At 61.4% G+C, this 18,104-nt stretch carries 18 protein-coding genes; 12 read left to right on the top strand and 6 right to left on the bottom strand.

Annotation, left to right across the window (positions count from 1 at the left end; genetic code table 11):
- The first annotated feature begins 22 nt into the window (after positions 1-22).
- A complete protein-coding gene (locus tag ACZ1JM_RS09030) occupies positions 23-1,693 on the top strand; it encodes an FAD-dependent oxidoreductase (protein WP_465134489.1) in 1,671 nt (556 codons plus the stop codon).
- On the top strand, positions 1,690-2,190 hold the full coding sequence (locus ACZ1JM_RS09035; protein ID WP_465134490.1) for a VOC family protein: 501 nt from the start codon (positions 1,690-1,692) through the stop codon (positions 2,188-2,190). The genes ACZ1JM_RS09030 and ACZ1JM_RS09035 overlap by 4 nt, the downstream gene beginning before the upstream one ends.
- Before the next feature lie 21 nt (positions 2,191-2,211).
- Here the strand turns inward: ACZ1JM_RS09035 and ACZ1JM_RS09040 are convergent, their stop codons facing one another.
- Positions 2,212-2,676 (bottom strand): hypothetical protein, encoded by a 465-nt coding sequence (locus ACZ1JM_RS09040; protein WP_465134491.1) that lies wholly within the window; start codon positions 2,674-2,676, stop codon positions 2,212-2,214.
- Between the two features lie 153 nt (positions 2,677-2,829).
- Here ACZ1JM_RS09040 and ACZ1JM_RS09045 point away from each other — a divergent pair, with 153 nt between their 5' ends.
- Positions 2,830-3,651, top strand: a complete 822-nt coding sequence (locus ACZ1JM_RS09045; protein WP_465134492.1) for an alpha/beta fold hydrolase — start codon at positions 2,830-2,832, stop codon at positions 3,649-3,651.
- 5 nt (positions 3,652-3,656) lie between these two features.
- Here the strand turns inward: ACZ1JM_RS09045 and ACZ1JM_RS09050 are convergent, their stop codons facing one another.
- The 4 genes from ACZ1JM_RS09050 to ACZ1JM_RS09065 all read right to left on the bottom strand — a co-directional run bounded on the left by ACZ1JM_RS09050 (position 3,657) and on the right by ACZ1JM_RS09065 (position 11,103).
- Positions 3,657-5,567, bottom strand: a complete 1,911-nt coding sequence (locus tag ACZ1JM_RS09050) for a CocE/NonD family hydrolase (protein ID WP_465134493.1) — start codon at positions 5,565-5,567, stop codon at positions 3,657-3,659.
- A 103-nt stretch (positions 5,568-5,670) separates the two neighbouring features.
- On the bottom strand, positions 5,671-6,207 hold the full coding sequence (locus ACZ1JM_RS09055) for an energy transducer TonB family protein (protein ID WP_465134494.1): 537 nt from the start codon (positions 6,205-6,207) through the stop codon (positions 5,671-5,673).
- A gap of 431 nt (positions 6,208-6,638) precedes the next feature.
- Positions 6,639-8,012 (bottom strand): class II 3-deoxy-7-phosphoheptulonate synthase, encoded by a 1,374-nt coding sequence (locus ACZ1JM_RS09060; protein ID WP_465134495.1) that lies wholly within the window; start codon positions 8,010-8,012, stop codon positions 6,639-6,641.
- Positions 8,013-8,172: 160 nt separating this feature from the next.
- Positions 8,173-11,103, bottom strand: a complete 2,931-nt coding sequence (locus ACZ1JM_RS09065) for a M16 family metallopeptidase (RefSeq protein ID WP_465134496.1) — start codon at positions 11,101-11,103, stop codon at positions 8,173-8,175.
- Positions 11,104-11,222: 119 nt separating this feature from the next.
- On the opposite strand from ACZ1JM_RS09065, the gene ACZ1JM_RS09070 reads away from it, so the two are divergent.
- The 6 genes from ACZ1JM_RS09070 (at position 11,223) to ACZ1JM_RS09095 (ending at position 14,928) form a co-directional block, all read left to right on the top strand.
- Positions 11,223-11,798, top strand: coding sequence for a NifU family protein (locus ACZ1JM_RS09070; protein ID WP_465134497.1), 576 nt, complete (start codon positions 11,223-11,225; stop codon positions 11,796-11,798).
- An 85-nt stretch (positions 11,799-11,883) separates the two neighbouring features.
- Entirely contained in the window at positions 11,884-12,492 is a 609-nt protein-coding gene (gene tsaB / locus ACZ1JM_RS09075) for a tRNA (adenosine(37)-N6)-threonylcarbamoyltransferase complex dimerization subunit type 1 TsaB (protein ID WP_465134498.1), read from the top strand.
- A complete protein-coding gene (locus ACZ1JM_RS09080; protein ID WP_465134499.1) occupies positions 12,489-12,947 on the top strand; it encodes a GNAT family N-acetyltransferase in 459 nt (152 codons plus the stop codon). Before tsaB ends, ACZ1JM_RS09080 begins: the two co-directional genes overlap by 4 nt.
- A 165-nt stretch (positions 12,948-13,112) precedes the next feature.
- On the top strand, positions 13,113-13,562 hold the full coding sequence (locus ACZ1JM_RS09085; protein ID WP_465134500.1) for a Ros/MucR family transcriptional regulator: 450 nt from the start codon (positions 13,113-13,115) through the stop codon (positions 13,560-13,562).
- A gap of 135 nt (positions 13,563-13,697) precedes the next feature.
- Complete coding sequence (locus ACZ1JM_RS09090) at positions 13,698-14,144, top strand: Fur family transcriptional regulator (protein WP_465134501.1); 447 nt, start codon at positions 13,698-13,700, stop codon at positions 14,142-14,144.
- Between the two features lie 178 nt (positions 14,145-14,322).
- Positions 14,323-14,928: a lysophospholipid acyltransferase family protein gene (locus ACZ1JM_RS09095; RefSeq protein ID WP_465134502.1), complete on the top strand. Its 606-nt coding sequence runs from the start codon at positions 14,323-14,325 to the stop codon at positions 14,926-14,928.
- Between the two features lie 9 nt (positions 14,929-14,937).
- Here ACZ1JM_RS09095 and ACZ1JM_RS09100 read toward each other — a convergent pair whose 3' ends face one another.
- Positions 14,938-15,600, bottom strand: coding sequence for a hypothetical protein (locus ACZ1JM_RS09100; RefSeq protein WP_465134503.1), 663 nt, complete (start codon positions 15,598-15,600; stop codon positions 14,938-14,940).
- Positions 15,601-15,668: 68 nt separating this feature from the next.
- Here ACZ1JM_RS09100 and ispH point away from each other — a divergent pair, with 68 nt between their 5' ends.
- Genes ispH through rnhA form a run of 3 tightly spaced genes read left to right on the top strand, consistent with a single transcriptional unit; the run spans position 15,669 to position 18,098 of the window.
- Positions 15,669-16,667: a 4-hydroxy-3-methylbut-2-enyl diphosphate reductase gene (gene ispH / locus ACZ1JM_RS09105; protein WP_465134504.1), complete on the top strand. Its 999-nt coding sequence runs from the start codon at positions 15,669-15,671 to the stop codon at positions 16,665-16,667.
- 13 nt (positions 16,668-16,680) lie between these two features.
- Complete coding sequence (thrB, locus tag ACZ1JM_RS09110; RefSeq protein WP_465134505.1) at positions 16,681-17,667, top strand: homoserine kinase; 987 nt, start codon at positions 16,681-16,683, stop codon at positions 17,665-17,667.
- A complete protein-coding gene (gene rnhA / locus ACZ1JM_RS09115) occupies positions 17,664-18,098 on the top strand; it encodes a ribonuclease HI (RefSeq protein WP_465134506.1) in 435 nt (144 codons plus the stop codon). The genes thrB and rnhA overlap by 4 nt, the downstream gene beginning before the upstream one ends.
- Positions 18,099-18,104 lie beyond the last annotated feature (6 nt).

Consider the following 18,104-nt stretch of genomic DNA (forward strand, 5'->3'; position numbering starts at 1 on the left):
CGGGGCCTTCGGGAGAGATAAGATGACCAACAAGGCATACGATCTCGTCGTGCTCGGCTCCGGCGCTGCGGGCATGACCGCCGCGCTGACGGCGGCTGAGCATGGCGCCAAAGTGCTCGTCGTGGAAAAGGGCGAGAAGGTAGGCGGCACGTCCGCATGGTCGGGCGGACAGATCTGGATTCCCTGCAATCCCCACCAGAAGGAATTCGGCAAGGAAGACAGCCGCGACAAGGCGCTGACGTATCTCGCGTCGATGTCGAACGGGTTGATCGAACCGGAAATGGCCGAAGCCTACGTCGATGGCGGCGTGGAGATGGTTTCGTTTCTTGAGGAGCGCACGCCGGTCCAGTTCATGGTCGTGCCTCATTTCCCGGACTATCACCCCGAACAACCTGGCGCCGCCAGTCGCGGTGGGCGCACGCTGGAATGCCCGGTCTATCCTTACAGCGAGCTGGGCGAATGGAGCGACAAGGTGGAAGTGTCCCCCTACTATTGGCCCCACGTCCACTTCACCGTAGGCGAGACGTCGCTGGCGCAAGCCGTCCCAGACCCTCTCCCACCCGAAGAAGCCAAGCGCCGCAGCGAGAATGACGAGCGTGGCCTTGGCCATTCGCTGGTCGGTCGCCTCCTTCGCGGCTGTCTCGATCGCGAAGTGGATTTCCTGCTCGGCACCGGCGGCAAGGATCTGGTTATCGAACATGGCGCGATCACCGGGGTCGTCCTTGACGATGGCAGCACGATCGACACGCATAACCTGGTCATCGCGACCGGCGGGTTCGAGCACAACGAGGCCTTCAAGGCGGCCTTCCTGCGCGGCCCCCTCACCTCCCCCGTATCGATCCGCACCAATACCGGCGACGGCTTGCGAATGGCGATGAAGGCTGGCGCCATGCTCTCCTCCATGCGTGAGGCGTGGTGGATGCCAGTGGTCGAAGCGCCGCTCAACGAAATGGGCTGCATGCTTTTCACCGGCGAACGCACGCTCCCCGGAACGATCATGGTCAACCGCACGGGCAAACGCTTCACCAACGAGGCGGCGAACTACAACGCGTTTGGCGCGGCGTTCCATGTGCAGGATCTCAATTCCTGCTCCTGGGCGAACCTGCCGGCGTGGTGCGTGTTCAACCAGTCGTTCTATGACAAGTGGGGCTTCCTCGACGCGCAGCTCATCGGCACCGCCGACGCCAGCGAGCACAAGAAAGTCCCCGCCGACTGGATCGAGCGCGGCGACACGCTGGATGAATTGTCAGGCAAACTCGGCATTCCTGCCAGCGCGCTGGAGGCAACGGTCGATCGCTGGAACCGGATGGTCGATAACGGCAAGGACGAGGACTTTGGCCGGGGCGACAGCTACTACGACCTCTACTGGGGCGACCCCGCGCACAAGGGCGAAAAGGAAGCCACGCTCGGTAAGCTGGAGGGCGGCCCCTGGTACGCCGCCGAAGTCAAATCCGGCGCGCTTGGCACGAAGGGCGGCCCCAAGACGGACACGTTGGGCCGGGTCATCGACGTGGACGGCAAGCCGATCGGCGGCCTCTACGCCGCAGGCAATGCGATGGGTTCGATGATGGGCATGACCTATGGCGGCGGCGGCGGCACCCTCGGCCCGGGCATGGTCTTCGGCTATCTCGCGGGTAAACACGCGGCGCAGCGCAACGTCGGGGCGGAAAGCTCTGCGGCGGTGTCGGCATGAGCCGCGTTCACGGCGTCATCGGTGTCCACCACATCGGCGTCTCGGTGCCCGACCTTGCCAAGGCGCGCGAGTTCTACATCGATATCCTTGGCGCGGTGGAGGAAGTCGAACCGCTGAGCTGGGCGGACAATCCTTTCATTGACGAGATCGTCGGCCTTGAAGGCAGCGCTGCCGATCAATTCTTCTGCCGCCTCGGCAACGTGCAGATCGAAGCATTTCAGTACAATGCGCCAAAACAGGCCCCCCAGGACCCACGACGGGGGGTGAACGAATACGGCTACACCCATATTGCCCTCCAGGTGGAGGATGTCGTCGAGGTTCACGAGCGCATTGTTGCTGCCGGGCTGCCCGTCCATGCGCCTCCTGCGATGGAGGGTATCACGACCGACGAGCACGGGGTGAAGCACGGCTATGCCGGAACCTATTGCCGCGATTTCTTTGGTAACGTGTTCGAAATTCTGGAGGTCCACGAAACGCCGGAGATGCGGCCGATCTGAAGTGGCGTTGGGCGTTCCGCTTCAGTCGATACGGTCGGCGACACGATCGCAAAGCGGAAGCCACACGCCGTCCGGCTTCCATTCCCAGCACCATACCTGGCGCGCACCGTCGTGCTCGAAGCGAACGGTCGCCCGCTCCGTTGGACCTTCAAAACGCCAGGTATCACCATCGCGCATAACGGCGTAATCGCGATAGAAGCCATGGTTTTCCACACTCCGCGAAAAGAGGGTGCCGTCCTCGTTCACGCCAAGAATGCTCAGCGTATCGAAGCGACTGCCTGAGATATCCGCCCGCTCGTCCTGCACGACAAAGAACTTGCCGGTGTGCCAGTACGCCTCGTGCGTGCTGATCCACGTCTGCCCATGTGCCTTCGGGTCATCACCGCGCTGGTCGGTTCCGCCGTACGACATGCCGCGCGCCGACCATCGACCGACGAATATCCCAAGCGCCTCATGCTGATCGGTACGCGGTGGAGATTGCGCCATCGTACTATCCTCGCGATTGCCTCCTTGCCTGAACACATCAACGAAACGGGCGTTCACCGGGAACGGCGTATTTTGTCTGGCAGGTGAATACGCCCCAGTTCCCACCGCGCCGCCGGGCTGAACCCATCTACCGGTCACACTCAGGGAGGACCGATGATGGTGAGTGTGCGCAGAGCCTATGCCCAAGGCCCATTTGGCCAAATCCATCTGCGTCTGGCTGGAACGGACGCTAAGGCCGATCGTCCAGCGCTGATCTGCCTGCATCAAAGCCCGAAAAGCGGTCGCGACTTCGAACGCCTGATCGGTGTTCTGGGCGATCGACGCCATTGCGTGGCCCCTGATACGCCCGGTTATGGAGACAGCGACGCCCCTTCATCGCCGCCCTCCATCGCCGATTATGGCCGGGCAATGCTTGAATTGATCGACCGTCTGCAAACGGACGGCACGCTTCCAGCAGGCCCGGTCGATCTCATGGGCTATCATACCGGGAGCGCCATCGCCGCGTGGATGGGACGCCATCACCCCGACCGGATCAGGCGGATCGTGTTCGTCAGCCTGCCAGCACTGGATGAGCAAAAGCGGCTGGTGATGCTGGCCAACATCGATGCCTTTCCTGTCCCGCGTGAGGACGGCTCCAGCATCATGGAGTTATGGAATCTGACGCAGACGCTGAACGATTCCCGGCTAGATGCGAACTGGCGGTACGTTGCGCTCGGCGATTGCCTGCGTACCGGCTCCCGCCTGCCGTGGGGGTTTCGCGCGGTGTTCGATCATGATTGCCTGGCCGACCTGAAAGCAATCGGGCAACCGACCCTGGTGTTCTGCCCGCGCGACGATCTTTGGGACGAAACGCAGCGCCATGCCGCGTCGCTTCGCCAATCCACGTTCGTAGAACTTGGCGATGCAGGGAATGGCTTTCTGGACCTCGATACAGAAACCGTCGCCCACACTATCGAGCGATTTTTAGCAGACTGATCCTCTCAATCAGCGGCGACCGGCAGCCATACGGCGCTTGCAGCATCGCCGCCATAGTGGATCGTCTCCGTCGCTTTCACGTAGTCGGCAGGCTTGGCATCCATGATCGAGGGCACCCAGCTTTGCGGATTGCGATCGTAAAGCGGGAACAGGCTGGACTGCACCTGTACCATGATCTTGTGCCCCGGCAGGAACACATGATCCACGTTGGGCAGCGCCCACTTGAAATCATACACCTTGCCCGGTTCCAACGCCTGGGGGGTGGAAAAACCATTCACATAGCGCCCTCGGAAAATCTCGATCCCGATGCCCAGCTGATAGCCAGCCATCGTCGGGTCGGCGCTGTTTTCCTGCGGATAGACGTCGATCAGCTTGACCACAAAGTCGCTGTCCTGCCCGCTGGTCGCGGCGCGCAGATCCACCTTGGGCGCGCCCTTGATGTGGACCGGCTTGGCGAGCGTACCCGTTGAGTAACTCAACACATCCGGCCGCCCATCGACGAAGCGCTGGTCATGAACCAGCCAGGTGCGCCACTCGTCGCCTTTCATGTCGATGGGTCGCGGCAGCATCGGGACGGGCTTGGCCGGATCGGACACGTAGCTGTCTGTGCCGGATTGCGGCTTGGCCCAGGACAGTCCGTAATTCGCCGAAAGGTACAGCGGCGTATACGTGCCAGCCGGCCACGCTTGTGACACTTCCCACTGGTTCTGGCCGGTCGCATACGTAAGCACCGGCGGCGTCTCGCACGCCGGGGCCTGCGTTTTCAGATGGCAATCGAGAAACGGCTTCATCCACCGGGTGCGGAACTGCAGCCCGGTGTCGCCCTCCCATTTCAGCGAGCCGAGATTGCGAGCTTCGTAATTTACCTGCGAATGTCGCCATGGCCCGATCACCAGACTGACCATGTCGCTGGGCGTACCGGCTACCTTCAGGGCTTGATACACCGCCGGAGCGCCATAGCTGTCTTCCTGATCCCACTGCCCGACGACCAGCATGGTCGGCACGGTCAGCTTGCGTTGGGCCAGCAGTTTGTCCACCGCCTGCCCCTGCCACCAGGCGTCATAGCTGGGATGTTCCAGCACTTTGCGAACCACCGGCAGATCCAGCAGGCCATACGTCCGGGCGTAGTCCATCGCCGATCCGGCCTCGAGGTAGGCGGTGTAATCGTCGCCCCCTCCGCGCGGCACGTCGCCGCCGCCCTTCTTCACCGTCTGGCCTAGGTCATAATCGAACCCGAACGTGCGGAAGGCGCCGTTATGGAACCAGTCATCCCCCATCCATCCATCGACCATCGGGCTTTGCGGGACCGCGGCCTTCAACGCCGGATGCGGATCGATCAACGCCATCAACGACGTGAAACCGAGGTAGGATGAACCCGTGATCCCGACCTTGCCGTTGCTTTCTTTTACATTCTTCACCAGCCAGTCGATCGTGTCGTAGGCATCGGTTGCGTGATCGACCCTGGTCTTGTTCAGCGGCCCGCGCAAAGGCCGGTTCATGACGTAATCGCCTTCCGATCCGTCAAGCCCGCGCACATCCTGATAGACGCGGATGTAACCGTCGTTGACGAATTCCGCGTCGGCGACCGGCAGGATTTCTTCGATCTTCTGGCTACGGTTGCGGCTGGTCGATTTGTCGGCGTTATAAGGGGTGCGGCTCAACAGGATCGGCGCGTCGCGGACGCCTTTCCGAAACACGATGACGGTGAACAGCTTCTTGCCGTCACGCATCGGGATCATCACGGTGCGGCGGACATAATCAGCCTGCGGCCTGACCCAGTCGTACTCCTTCACCTGCTCGTTCAGCATGGTGTCGGTTGGACCGGCCACCTTCTGCGCTAGAACAGGCGAGAAGATGGCGGCGGCGCAAACTGATGCCAAGGCAAGCGTTGCGCAGAATGTCCGGGGTTTGATCATATGCCATGGGTGCCGCGACACCGGTCCCCGGTCAAGTATCCCGCAGTAATGATGGTGGCTGCGGTGCCCCGCTCCCTATAGCGAGGCACCTCAGCCAAAGCGATCAACCGCCCATCGGTACTATTTCATAAGCCGAGGCCAAGTCCCTCTGCCCCTTCATGAAACGTTCGTTATGACGAGCAGCGTCGGCGCGCATTTTGGTGAGCCTTGCGCGCGCGCTTTCTTCAGAATTGGCAAACAGCACCCTTACGATGAACGTCTGTTCTGCGCCAACTGCTTCCGGCAGCGGATGAAGAGTGGGAATGCGGGCTACCGCGCGCAACGTGGCGCGATCCAATTCACCATGTCCGGACGAGTCAAGCAGTTGAACTCCGGCGGGTTGTCCGTTCTCGCTACAGTTGAATTTGACAGAGACAATACCTTCACTGGGTTGCGCTCTGCCAAGTGGCACTGGGTTATTGATCTTTCGCTGAAGATCGTTGAATACTTTGGTCGACCATCGCTCAATAGTTGGCGCGGTGACCATGATTGGTGCGCCTTGTACGTGATTGTGGCGATCCGCCGCAGCGGGTTCCGCCGACGAAACAGTTGGCAACACAAAACCGGCCGCAAAAGCAGCCCCGACAAGCAGATACTTCATCACGACATACTCCCTGACGCTGATTTCGCTCAGGCGCGCAAGCACGTGCGAAATCTGCAAAGTCGCTATTCAATCTGCGAACGATCCGCATGACTGACCGCGCCGCACGTCGTATGCGCCAAATAAAATGGTTAAGGCATCATTAAAATTGCTGATGCGACTGCATTAAATGCAAAAAAATTGCTGCTCGCATTATGATTACAGCAACTTAGTAATCTGCGCAGCTCGTTGCTTGAGATGAATAGAGGTTAATGCGCGACGAAGCCCATTTTAACGACCTCGCAGCTTTGATTTGCAATGTCGCTGCCGTGCAGCGGAGGATAATCCGCGCCCAATTCAATGATCTGACGGAGGCTTAACTTGCTTTCGCATACAAAAACGCAGGGAGAACAACTCCCTGCGTCTAATGTATTGAAGAAAAAAGAAAGCGACTAAGCCGCTTGCTTCTGCCGTTCAGTCGCTTCCAAATTCAACAAGTCCGCCATCTCGAAAGCAAGTTCGATCGACTGCGCACCGTTGAGGCGCGGGTCGCAGTGCGTGTGATACCGGTCCGCGAGTGCCTCGTCGGTAATCGCGATAGCGCCGCCGGTGCATTCGGTCACGTCCTGGCCGGTCATCTCGATATGGATGCCGCCCGCATGCGTACCTTCCGCGCGGTGGACCGCGAAGAAGCCGCGCACTTCGGACAGGATGCGATCGAACGGACGGGTCTTGAAGCCACTTTCCGCCTTGATGACGTTGCCGTGCATCGGATCGCACGACCACACCACCGGATGACCTTCACGCTTCACGGCGCGAACGAGCTTGGGCAGACCGGCTTCCACCTTGTCGTGGCCATAGCGGCTGATCAGCGTCATGCGACCCGGCTCTCGTCCGGGGTTGAGCGTGTCGAGCATGCGCAGCAACGCGTCCGGCTCCAGGCTGGGGCCGCACTTCATGCCGATCGGATTGCCGACACCGCGCAGGAACTCGACATGCGCCGACCCTTCGAAGCGGGTGCGATCGCCGATCCACAGCATATGCGCCGAACAATCGTACCAATCCCCGGTCAGCGAATCCTGACGGGTAAGCGCCTGTTCGTAAGGCAGCAGCAGGGCCTCATGGCTGGTGTAGAAGTCCGTGCCCTGAAGCTGCGGCACGGTCGTCGGATCCACGCCGCACGCCGCCATGAAGTCGAGCGCTTCGCTGATGCGATCGGCCATCTGGGCGAACTTTTCACCCCAGGGGCTGCGGCCGATGTGTTCCATCGTCCACTGGTGCACTTGACGCAAATTGGCATAGCCGCCATGCGCGAATGCACGCAACAGGTTGAGCGTCGCCGACGACTGGCCGTAAGCCTTCAGCATCCGCTCGGGATCGTTGCGACGGCTTTCGACGCCGAAATCGATCCCATTGATGATGTCTCCGAAGTAGCTCGGCACTTCCACGCCGCCCACGGTTTCGGTCGGCGCGGAGCGGGGCTTGGCGAACTGACCAGCCATGCGTCCCAGCTTCACCACCGGCTGCTTGCTGGCGAACGTGAGCACGACCGCCATCTGCAGGATGACGCGGAAGGTATCGCGGATATTGTCGGCGCTGAATTCGGCGAAGCTTTCGGCGCAGTCACCGCCCTGAAGCAGGAAACCGCGACCGGCGGCCACTTCCGCCAGGTCCGCCTTCAGAGCGCGGGCTTCACCGGCAAAGACCAGCGGCGGGTACTTCGCAAGCGTGGTTTCGACCTCGCCCAGCTTCGCCTCGTCGCCATAAACCGGCAGATGGCGCGCTTCCTGCGCTTTCCAGCTTTCCGGTGTCCATTTGCTCGCCACGTTCTTCACTCCTCATGTCCTCGGCACCATGCCGGGACGCTTCGACGCCGCCTTTCTCATGCGGCGCAAGCAAGGGGCGCCCCATAGCCCGCAACGGCAATTTTTGCAAAGCCGGTTTGCCCGATCAGCGTGATCGGTTGCGCAGCGATGGAGCAGCTGCTTACTTTACGGCGACGGTCTTGGACTCCTTGCCTTCCGGCATGACCTCAAGGCGCCAGGAACGGTTCTTGCCCAGGTACTGCGCCGCCAGCGCCTGCATCGCCTGCGGGGTGGTTACCGTATAGTCGCTCAGGACGCTGCGCACGCTGCCGATCCGCGAGGGATCACTGGTGGCGCCTTCAAGCTGGCTCATGAAGAACGCCGTGCTCGATGCGGCGCGCGTCACTTGCTGGCGCAAGGGTTCCGTCACCAGCGCCAGTTCATCCGCCGACGGCGGGTTGTTGATCAGGTCCTGCGCGATTTCGTCGGCGGTCTGGAAGAACACCGGCACCGACTTCGGATCAAGCTGCGCCACGGCGGTGATGGATCCGCCCGCCGCCAGATCGACCGGCCACGACGAATAGACGTAGGGCGCATAGGAGACACCCAACTTCTCGCGCACCGCAGCCATCAGACGGTTGGTGAACAACTGCGTGAGGATTTCAAGCTGACGCGACTCGCGGATGCCCATCACTCCGCCGCCGGTGGGCCAGGAGATAACCGCAGCCGCCTGATCGGGATCACCGTGGTGGGCCAGCGTGATCGGCTTGTCCGAAGGCTGGGGCACGGTGATCTTCGCGCCGGCTGCCACTCCCTGGGCCGGTTGGCGTGACTTCAGCGCACCGAACGTCTTTTCCAGCGCGGCGATGGTAGTGGTCTTATCAAAATCGCCGAAGATCTGAACTTCGACTGGGCCTTCCTTGAGCGCCTTGCTCCACACCCGCTTGAAACCCTGAGGCGTCGTCGCTTCCACTTCGGCCGGGGTCGGCGTCGCGAACCGGGCGTCCTTGCCGCGCTGGTAATATTGCAGGTCTCGGCTGAGCACGCCCTGTGGCGAGGTCGAGAACGTGGCGTATTGAATCTTCGCCGCCGCCTTGGCACGGGTGAAGGGATTCACGTCCCATCGCGGCAGATCAAGCTTGGCCGCGAACAGGTAAAGCTGATCGGCCAAATCCTGCGGCCGGGTTTCGGCAGACAGTTCGAAGGCCGCATCCTTCACGTCGAAATCGAAGCCCATCTTCCGGCCGGTCGAAATGCGATCAAGCTTTTCCTGATCAAGGGTAGCCAGACCGGAACTGACCAGGGCGAATTTCCCAAGCGAGATGTAAGCCGCGTCCTTGGGATCGACCGAGCGGTAGCCGCCGCCGAAGCGGGTCTTCACCATGACCCGGCCAGGTTCTTCGGCCACCGGCCACAGCAAAGCCTTCACGCCGTTGGCAAAGGTCAGCTGCTCGATCTCCAGCAGGCCGGTCGGTGTGTCGGAGACGGCTTTTTGTGGCGCCCCGATCGCGGGCAGCTTGTCGAACGAAACCGGCGCCAGCGCCTCGCGAACGCTCGTGTCCGCCTTTACCGTTTCCGACAGCGCCTGCCGCAATTGCTCGTCCGTCGCGACATTGGGCTTTTGTACGGTGAACAGCGCGCGCGTCACCGAGCCGGTGAACAGCTGTCGGGTGTGCTTCAAAACCGCGTCGGGCGTGAACAAAGCCTTGGACTGGCGGAAGATGTTCAGCACATCCTGCGGTGCCGCGACGGTTTCACGAATGTCGAGGGCATTGACCATATCGTCAGCGAGTTTGGAGCCGGGCAGAATACGCTGCTGCTCGACCGGGACCTGGAATGCCACATCCATTTCGGCAGCCTCTCGGTCGATCTCCGCCTGGGTCGGCGCTCGGGTCAGCGCATCCGCGATCACCGAACGCACATCGCGCAGCGCAGCATGCCAGTCGTCACCCAGCGGGGTGACCGACACGAACGTCGCGTCGGCAGAGCGCGACACGTCGTTCTGGTTGACCGATGCGGAAAGGTAGCTGCCCCCTGCCCGAGCCTTGGATTCCAGACGTCGGTTGATGATCGCTTGCGCCAGGGCGTCGGTCATCAAGCCCTGGTTATAGGCGATGTTGTCGGTCACCTGTCTCCAGGGCCGCAGCACGGCGTACATTAGCGAAGGCGGGAGGTCCGGCTCCACCAACACGCGCGTTTCGCCCACGGGGTTTTTCGGATCAGCGCCAGCGGGGGCGACCGGATCGCCGAAGCTGGGGGCGGGCGTCCGCTTGCCCTGCGCAGGCCAGTCAGCGAACCATTTCTTGACGTAGGATTCCAGCATGGCCGGATCGACGTCGCCGGCCACGATCACGGCAACGTTGTCCGGTCGATACCAGCGGGAGTAAAAGGCGCGCACGCTGGTTGGCGTTGCCGATGTCAGCGTCTCCACGGTCCCGATCGGCTCACGATTGGCAAGCGGCTGCCCGGCGTAAAGGACCTTCTGCATTGCGTCCTGCACGCGCTTGGCTGCGCCGCCCCGTTCGCGCATTTCAGCCATGACGATGGGCAGGTCAGACTTGAGGTTCGATGCCGACAGCGTTGGCGCGGTGACCATCCCGCTCATTAGCTTGAACGTCTCGTCCAGATTGGTCGGCGTGGCGTTCGGCAAGTCCAGTTTGAAGACGGTCTGCGTGGTCGATGTCACGGCGTTGGTATCGCTGCCGAAGGTGGCCCCCAGACGCTGGAAGGCCGCGATGGCCGTCCCTTCCGGCAGATACTTGGACTGCCGGAACAGCATATGCTCCAGCAAGTGCGCGTAACCCCGTTCGGCATCCGTTTCATAAAGCGAGCCGGCATCGACGCGGATGCGGATGGACACCTGTCCCGGCGGCACGCCGTTCTTGCGCACGGCGTATTTCAGGCCGTTCGGCAGTTCGCCGAAGAACCATTCCGGATCGCGAGGAATGTCGCTGCCGCGATAGAGCCACGGGTCCGATTGGCCGATCTGCCCGCCCGCGCCGGGAGCAGGCACCGCTTTAACCGGCATATCCTGCGCGAGTAATGGGGGGATCGGAGCCTGCAGGAGAAGCAGACAGGCGAGCGTGCGTGCGGCGCGCGGAAAAGTGGTCATCGCGAACGATATAGGGGCGCTTCGCCTTAAGGACCAGTGAATAGAAGGGCTCTATTTAAGATGCCGCCGGGCGCGCTTGCACTTGACCCGTTGGCATGTTGTCCTACATCGCTTGGATCATGTTCATTGAAACCGAAACCACGCCCAATCCGTCGACCATCAAGTTCTTGCCTGGTCGGCAGGTCATGCCCTCTGGCACCCGCGAATTCACTTCGCCGGAAAGCGCTGTGGCCTCTCCCCTTGCCGAAGCGCTGTTCGATCTCGGCGATGTGACGGGCGTGTTTTTTGGAACGGACTTCATTTCGGTCACCGCGGCCCCGGGAGTGGAATGGGCCTCGCTGCGTCCGCAGGTCGTTGCCATTCTGCTGGACCACTTCGTATCGGGAGCCCCGCTGTTCGCTGGCGGCGATGCCAGCGGGTTCGCGGTTCCCGCCGACGATGATGATTTCGGCGATGATCCGGCCGATGCGGACATCGTCGAGCAGATCAAGGACCTCATCGAAAGCCGCGTTCGGCCAGCCGTCGCCAACGATGGCGGCGACATCGTCTATCGCGGTTTCCGGGAAGGCGTCGTCTATCTTTCCATGCAAGGCGCCTGCTCCGGATGCCCTTCATCGTCGGCGACACTCAAGCAGGGCATCGAGAGCCTGTTGAAGCATTACGTTCCCGAAGTAAGCGAAGTGCGCGCGGCCTGACACGGTCGCCGTCATCGCGCGCAGACATGGACGCGTGATTGTGCCTGTTACGGAAAACTCCGCGCCAGATACTGCGACAACGCTGGTGATCGACAGCGCAACGGAAGCCTGTTCGGTCGCGCTTTTCGATCGCGGCTCATATGTTGCTGGCGACTTCCGCGTTCTGGGTCGTGGTCATGCCGAGGCGCTGGTCCCCATGATTGCCGCCCTTCCCGGTAAAGGCCGCGCAAGCCGTATCGCCGTTGCGCTGGGGCCGGGCAGCTTCACCGGCGTGCGCGTAGGACTGGCGACTGCAAGGGCGCTGGCCCTGGCATGGGGCGCCCAGCTCATTGGTTACCCTACGCTTGCATTGATCGCCGCCATGGCCCGTGAGGCGGAAGGCCAGCAGTCGGTCGGCGTCGCGATGACCGGAGGCCATGGCGAATGGTTCGTCCAGGGCATCGACAGCAATGGCAGATCCGGGCGAGACCTGGCTTCCTGCAAGCCGACAGACGCCGTATCCATAACCACAGAGGCGCTCGTCGCTGGCAATCAGGCCGCGGCGCTGGTGGAAGCGAGAGGATTTGGGCGGGCGCTGTCGATCCTCCCGGACGCGCGATCCTTTCTGGCGCTGAACGCGTTGGATTTGCTGCCTGAAGTTCACCCACTGTACGGCCGCGCGCCGGACGCCAAAGTACCGCTCGCGATCTCATGAACGACGATATCGACAAGATCATGGCGGTAATGCAAGCCGCGTTTGATCCTGTCTACGGCGAAGCATGGAATCGCCGTCAGGTTGAAGATGCCCTCAAGCTGGGCAATTGCCATTACGGTCTCCTCGATCACAACGGCAAAAATCCTGCCGACATCATTGACGCGGCGGGTTTCTTCATGTCGAGAACCGGATACGAAGAAGAGGAACTGCTGCTTCTCGCCGTTCACCCAAAACATCGCCGCTTGGGACTTGGCCTTGCCTTACTCGATGCATTAAAGGCAGGCGCGTTGTCTCGTGGCGCGCATCGATTGCTTCTCGAAATGAGAAAAGACAACCCTGCGGGTACTCTTTATAGCAGCTTTGGCTTCTATCCGATCGGCGAAAGGCGCGAATACTACCGTACGCCGGGCGGCGATAGGCTCGATGCGGTTACATTTGCATGCGACATTCGGTAGCATTCCTGTCAAGAAGACTGGGCGTTTACTCAAAGACCGTTCTTCTGCAGTAATTAGTACTCAATCGACCTTGCATCTGCCGCTCAAAAAGTTCAATGCGCGAACAGACACGCCAGAATAGGCATGCTGCCCTAAAAAATTTGGTCGCCCAAAGGATAATATAAAATGGATAATATCCAGAATGACATCAACGAAACGTTGATCACACTGGCTTCTGACATCGTTGCCGCTCACGTCAGCAACAACAGCGTGTCTGTAGAAGATCTCCCGTCGCTTATCACTAATGTGTATGGCGCCCTCGCCGGTCTTGGCGGCGTTGCTCCGATCGAAGAAGAAAAGCCGGAACCGGCAGTATCCGTTCGTGCCTCGGTCAAGCCTGATTACATCGTTTGTCTTGAAGACGGCAAGAAGCTGAAAATGCTGAAGCGCCATCTTATGACGCACTACAATATGTCGCCAGAAGATTACCGTGCGCGCTGGAACCTGCCGGCGGACTATCCGATGGTCGCGCCGAACTACGCTGAAAAGCGCCGTGAACTGGCGAAGAAGATCGGCCTTGGTCGCAAGTCGAATGTCCGTCGCGGCCGCAAGCCCAAGGCTCCAGTCGCCGCGTGATCCATGACCCGGTGAAAGCGTGGAATTTTTCCAGGCTTTCACTTGCCGGGTGACAGACGGCCCATAGCTGTTGTGATAGCAGGCGCAGCGTCCTATTTAGGTCGGTGCGCCTCTCTCTTTTTTAATAGGTAACACGTGCATCAGCCGATCGACATCGAAGCCCTTTGCGCAGAACGCGGTCTGCGTATCACGGAACAGCGCCGGGTGATCGCGAAGGTCCTGTCGGAAAGCACGGACCACCCTGACGTGGAAAAGCTGCACGAACGTGCGACCGACATCGATCCGGGCATTTCCATCGCCACGGTGTACCGCACCGTGCGGCTTTTCGAAGAGGCCGGGATTCTTGATCGCCATGATTTCGGTGATGGTCGCGCGCGGTATGAAGCCGCACCGGAAGCGCATCATGACCACATGATCGACGTTGAATCAGGCCAGGTGATCGAATTTGTCGACCCGGAACTCGAAGCTCTGCAGCGCCAGATTGCAGAGCGCCTCGGCTTCCGACTGGTCGATCATCGCATGGAACTGTTCGGTGTTCGCCTTGAGCGGCCGGAAGGTGAAACAACTTTCCAGCGGAAGTAAAACCGCAATGGCGGGAACTATAGCCGTCCGTTCCCGCGCCATCGACTGGTGGAGATGGCCGCTGGTCTGGTTGAGATTAGCGGCTCTTTTGGCGGCGCTCCTGCTTTGCGCGCCGCTTTTCTATATCGTAGCCCCGTTCGTCTCCCGAAATCCGGTGCCCCGCTTTTTTCTTTGGGGCGTGGCCGTTATTTCCGGCGTGCGGGTGCGGACCACCGGCGCTCCCCCACCACCGCGGGCCTTTCTGCTGGCCAACCACGTCAGCTGGATCGACATTCCGGCGCTGGCCGGCGCGACGGGCACCGCCTTCGTTGCGCACGATGGACTGGCGCAAATCAAGCCGCTCCGTTGGCTGTGCAGCCTCAACGACACCGTATTCATCGCGCGACACGAGCGAGGGAGCATCGCCGCACAAGTCGAGCAGGTACGCATGGCGATGAAGGATGCCGGAGCGCTCACGATCTTTCCCGAAGGCACGACTTCGGACGGACGCTCCACGCTTCCATTCAAGTCATCGCTGTTGTCAGCCTTCGAAGGCGAAGATGACAGGGCGGTGTCTGTCCACCCAGTTTGGCTCGACTACGGCCCCGAAACGCAGGACATCGCCTGGGTTGGGGAAGAGCCGGGCACTGACAATGCCATGCGCATCCTCTCTCGCCTGCGCCCGGTGAACCTGACCATCCACTTCCTGCCTGCTCTGCCTCCACAGGCGCGCGCGAACCGCAAGACGATGGCCAGCGCCGCGCGGCAGGCTATCGAAGCGACGCGAACCGCGAGCAGCGGTTAGACCGCGCCCTCAACGGGTGGCGTTGTATGCCAGTTGCGCGTCGTTGAGCTGGAAGCCCACCAGCACTTCAAACGATGACCGGGCTACCGCTGCCTTGACTTCGGGGTCGGCCAGCGGATCGAGCGCAGCATCCGTATCACCCGCCTTGCGCTTGCGCGTGATGCGTTCACGAATGTCGTCCGGCAGCGTCGCCGCAGCGCGATCGATGAAGGCATTGACGTTGCCACTCACCTGCCCGCGCTGCGCGCCATCGGCGAAGTTGACGGTCACATTGCCCACGCGTTTGCTGATGACTGCCGATCCGCCCTGCAGGACGGTGACGAAATACGGCAGTGTGACCTGGCGTGCGCCGGCTACGTCGTTTCGGCGCGCCTGTACCTGGAAAGTGATGTTGGCCGTCACCTTCTCACCGGTCACCTCGTTGCACTGCGAGCGCACGTCGGTCATCGAGGCGGTGACATCGAGGTTTGCCGCAGTGCGATCGTTCGGCGCTTTGAACAAAGTGACGTCACCGGTGTAGTCAGGAATACCGACCGCAGGGCACTTGCTGCGGATCGAGGTGATGCCCACGCCCTGGTCGACAACGATCTCTCCCTTCGTCTTGCACCCGCTCAACGCGGTCATTGCAGCTGCGGAACACAGGACAGCGGCAGTCAGACGGGATGTATTCATCGTCACTTCCTCGAGATGGCGTGCGCTTGCCCTAGCGATGCAAGCGGCAAAGCGCTAGAGGGCGGATCATGAACGCGCCCTTTCAATCCACCACGCCGACGCCTGCCGAAACGGGCGCCCCTTCCGAAGCCCTGCTGCCGATCCGGTTGCTGGTCGCGGCACCCCGCGGTTTCTGCGCGGGCGTCGATCGCGCGATCGAGATCGTGGAGCGGGCGATCGAGATCTATGGCGCCCCGGTTTACGTGCGGCACGAGATCGTGCACAACAAATTCGTGGTGGACAGCCTCAAGGCCAAGGGCGCCGTTTTCGTCGAGGAACTGGACGAAGTGCCGGACGGCGTACCGGTGATCTTCAGCGCGCACGGTGTGCCGAAAGCCGTACCCGCCGCCGCGACCGAGCGCGGGCTGGAGTGGCTGGACGCAACCTGCCCGCTCGTCAGCAAAGTACACCGCCAGGCCGAGCGTCAGATCGAAGCTGGTCGCCATATCCTGTTCATCGGCCACGCCGGGCATCCCGAAGTCATTGGCACGTTCGGGCAGGTTCCCGACGGCAACATGACCCTTGTCGAAACCGAAGAGGACGTCGAGCGCCTGGAATTCCCGGCGGGGGCGGAACTTTCCTATCTTTCGCAGACGACGCTTTCCGTCGATGATACCGCCGCCATCATCAAGGCGATCGAGCGCCGCTTCCCTGACGTGGTCGCGCCCAAGGCGGACGATATCTGCTATGCAACCTCGAACCGGCAGGCGGCGGTCAAGCAAATCGCTCCACAATGCCAGCTCATATTGGTGATCGGCGCGCCCAACAGCTCCAATTCGCTGCGGCTGGTCGAAGTCGCCCAGCGTGAAGGCGCGGCGTCGCAACTGATCCAGCGGGCGGACGAAATCGATCCGGCGTGGCTCGACGGGATCGACACGGTAGGTCTCACCGCAGGGGCGTCTGCGCCGGAAGAACTGGTCAGCGAAGTGATCGCCCGCATCAAGGAACTGCGCCAGGTCGATGCGGAGGAGTTCGTAACGACCAAGGAGCATATGACCTTCAAGCTGCCCCGTCAGTTGATGCGCTGATCCGGAAGCAGGCATGGCAGTCTATACAAGGCTCGGCGCGGAAGAAATCGCCGACATCATCGCCGCGTTCGATGTGGGTTCTCTGGTCTCTGCCAAAGGGATTGCCGAGGGCGTTTCCAACAGCAACTGGCTGATCGAAACCGCTAAGGACGGCGGGGCGCGTCGTTTCATCCTGACGATGTACGAAAGCCGCACCGAGGTAGCGGACCTGCCGTTCTTTCTCGATCTGCTCGATCATCTCGCCGCCCGAAATTGCCCGGTTCCTCGCACGATGCACGACAGCGAAGGAGCAAGCCATCGGCTTCACCCGACGGCTGACGGGCTGAAAGCGCTGGCGTTGATCGAATTCCTGCCCGGCGTTTCAGTATCGGAGCCGACACCGGATCAAGCCCGCGCAGTGGGTGCAGCCCTGGCGCAGATCCATCTGGCGGCGGCCGACTTCTCGCCCCAACGCACAAACACGCTCGCGCTCAAGGACTGGCAACAGTTGCTGACGGACTGCGGGCGGGCGGAACTCGATTCGATCGACCCAGGCCTCGGCGGTGTCATCGAGCGCGAACTGGCCTTGCTAGCGCAGGATTGGCCATCGGATCTGCCGTGCGGCGTGATCCATGCGGACTTGTTCCCCGACAATGTGCTGATGCTCGATAATCACGTCACCGGGTTGATCGACTTCTATTTCGCCTGCACGGACATGCTGGCCTACGATGTGGCGGTCACTCACGCCGCGTGGTGCTTTAGCCCGGATGGCACGCGCTTCCTGCCCGAACTATCGGTCGCACTGATGGCCGGGTACAGCGGCGTGAGACCGCTCAGCGATGCCGAACATGCCGCGCTGCCGCTGCTCGGACGAGGCGCGGCCATGCGTTTCCTGGCGACTCGCGCATACGATTGGCTCAATCGGCCTGAAGGCGCGCTGGTGACGCCGAAGGACCCGATGGCCTTTGCCCGACGCCTGCAATTCTATGCGGATCCGGCAAACGCGGGAGTATTCCAATGAAGCAGGTGGATGTCTTCACCGATGGTGCGTGCAAGGGAAATCCCGGCCCGGGCGGCTGGGGCGTGCTCCTGCGCATGGGGCCGCATGAAAAGGAGATGTCAGGGGGGGAGCCTGACACCACGAACAACCGTATGGAGATGACAGCCGCGATCAAGGCGCTGAACGCGCTTATCGAGCCATGCGACGTCACTTTGCATACCGACAGCAAGTACGTGATCGACGGCATTACGAAATGGGTTCACGGCTGGAAGAAAAAGGGCTGGATCAATTCCAGCAAGCAGCCGGTCCGCAACGCCGACTTGTGGCACGATCTGATCGAAGCGGCTGGCCGTCACAAGGTTCAGTGGGAATGGGTGCGGGGGCACAGCGGCCACGTCGAAAACGAACGAGTCGACAAACTTGCCAGCGACGCCGCCAAAGCCGCAGGCTGAGCTAGT

It is taken from the genome of Novosphingobium sp. BL-S-24, from assembly GCF_055521575.1.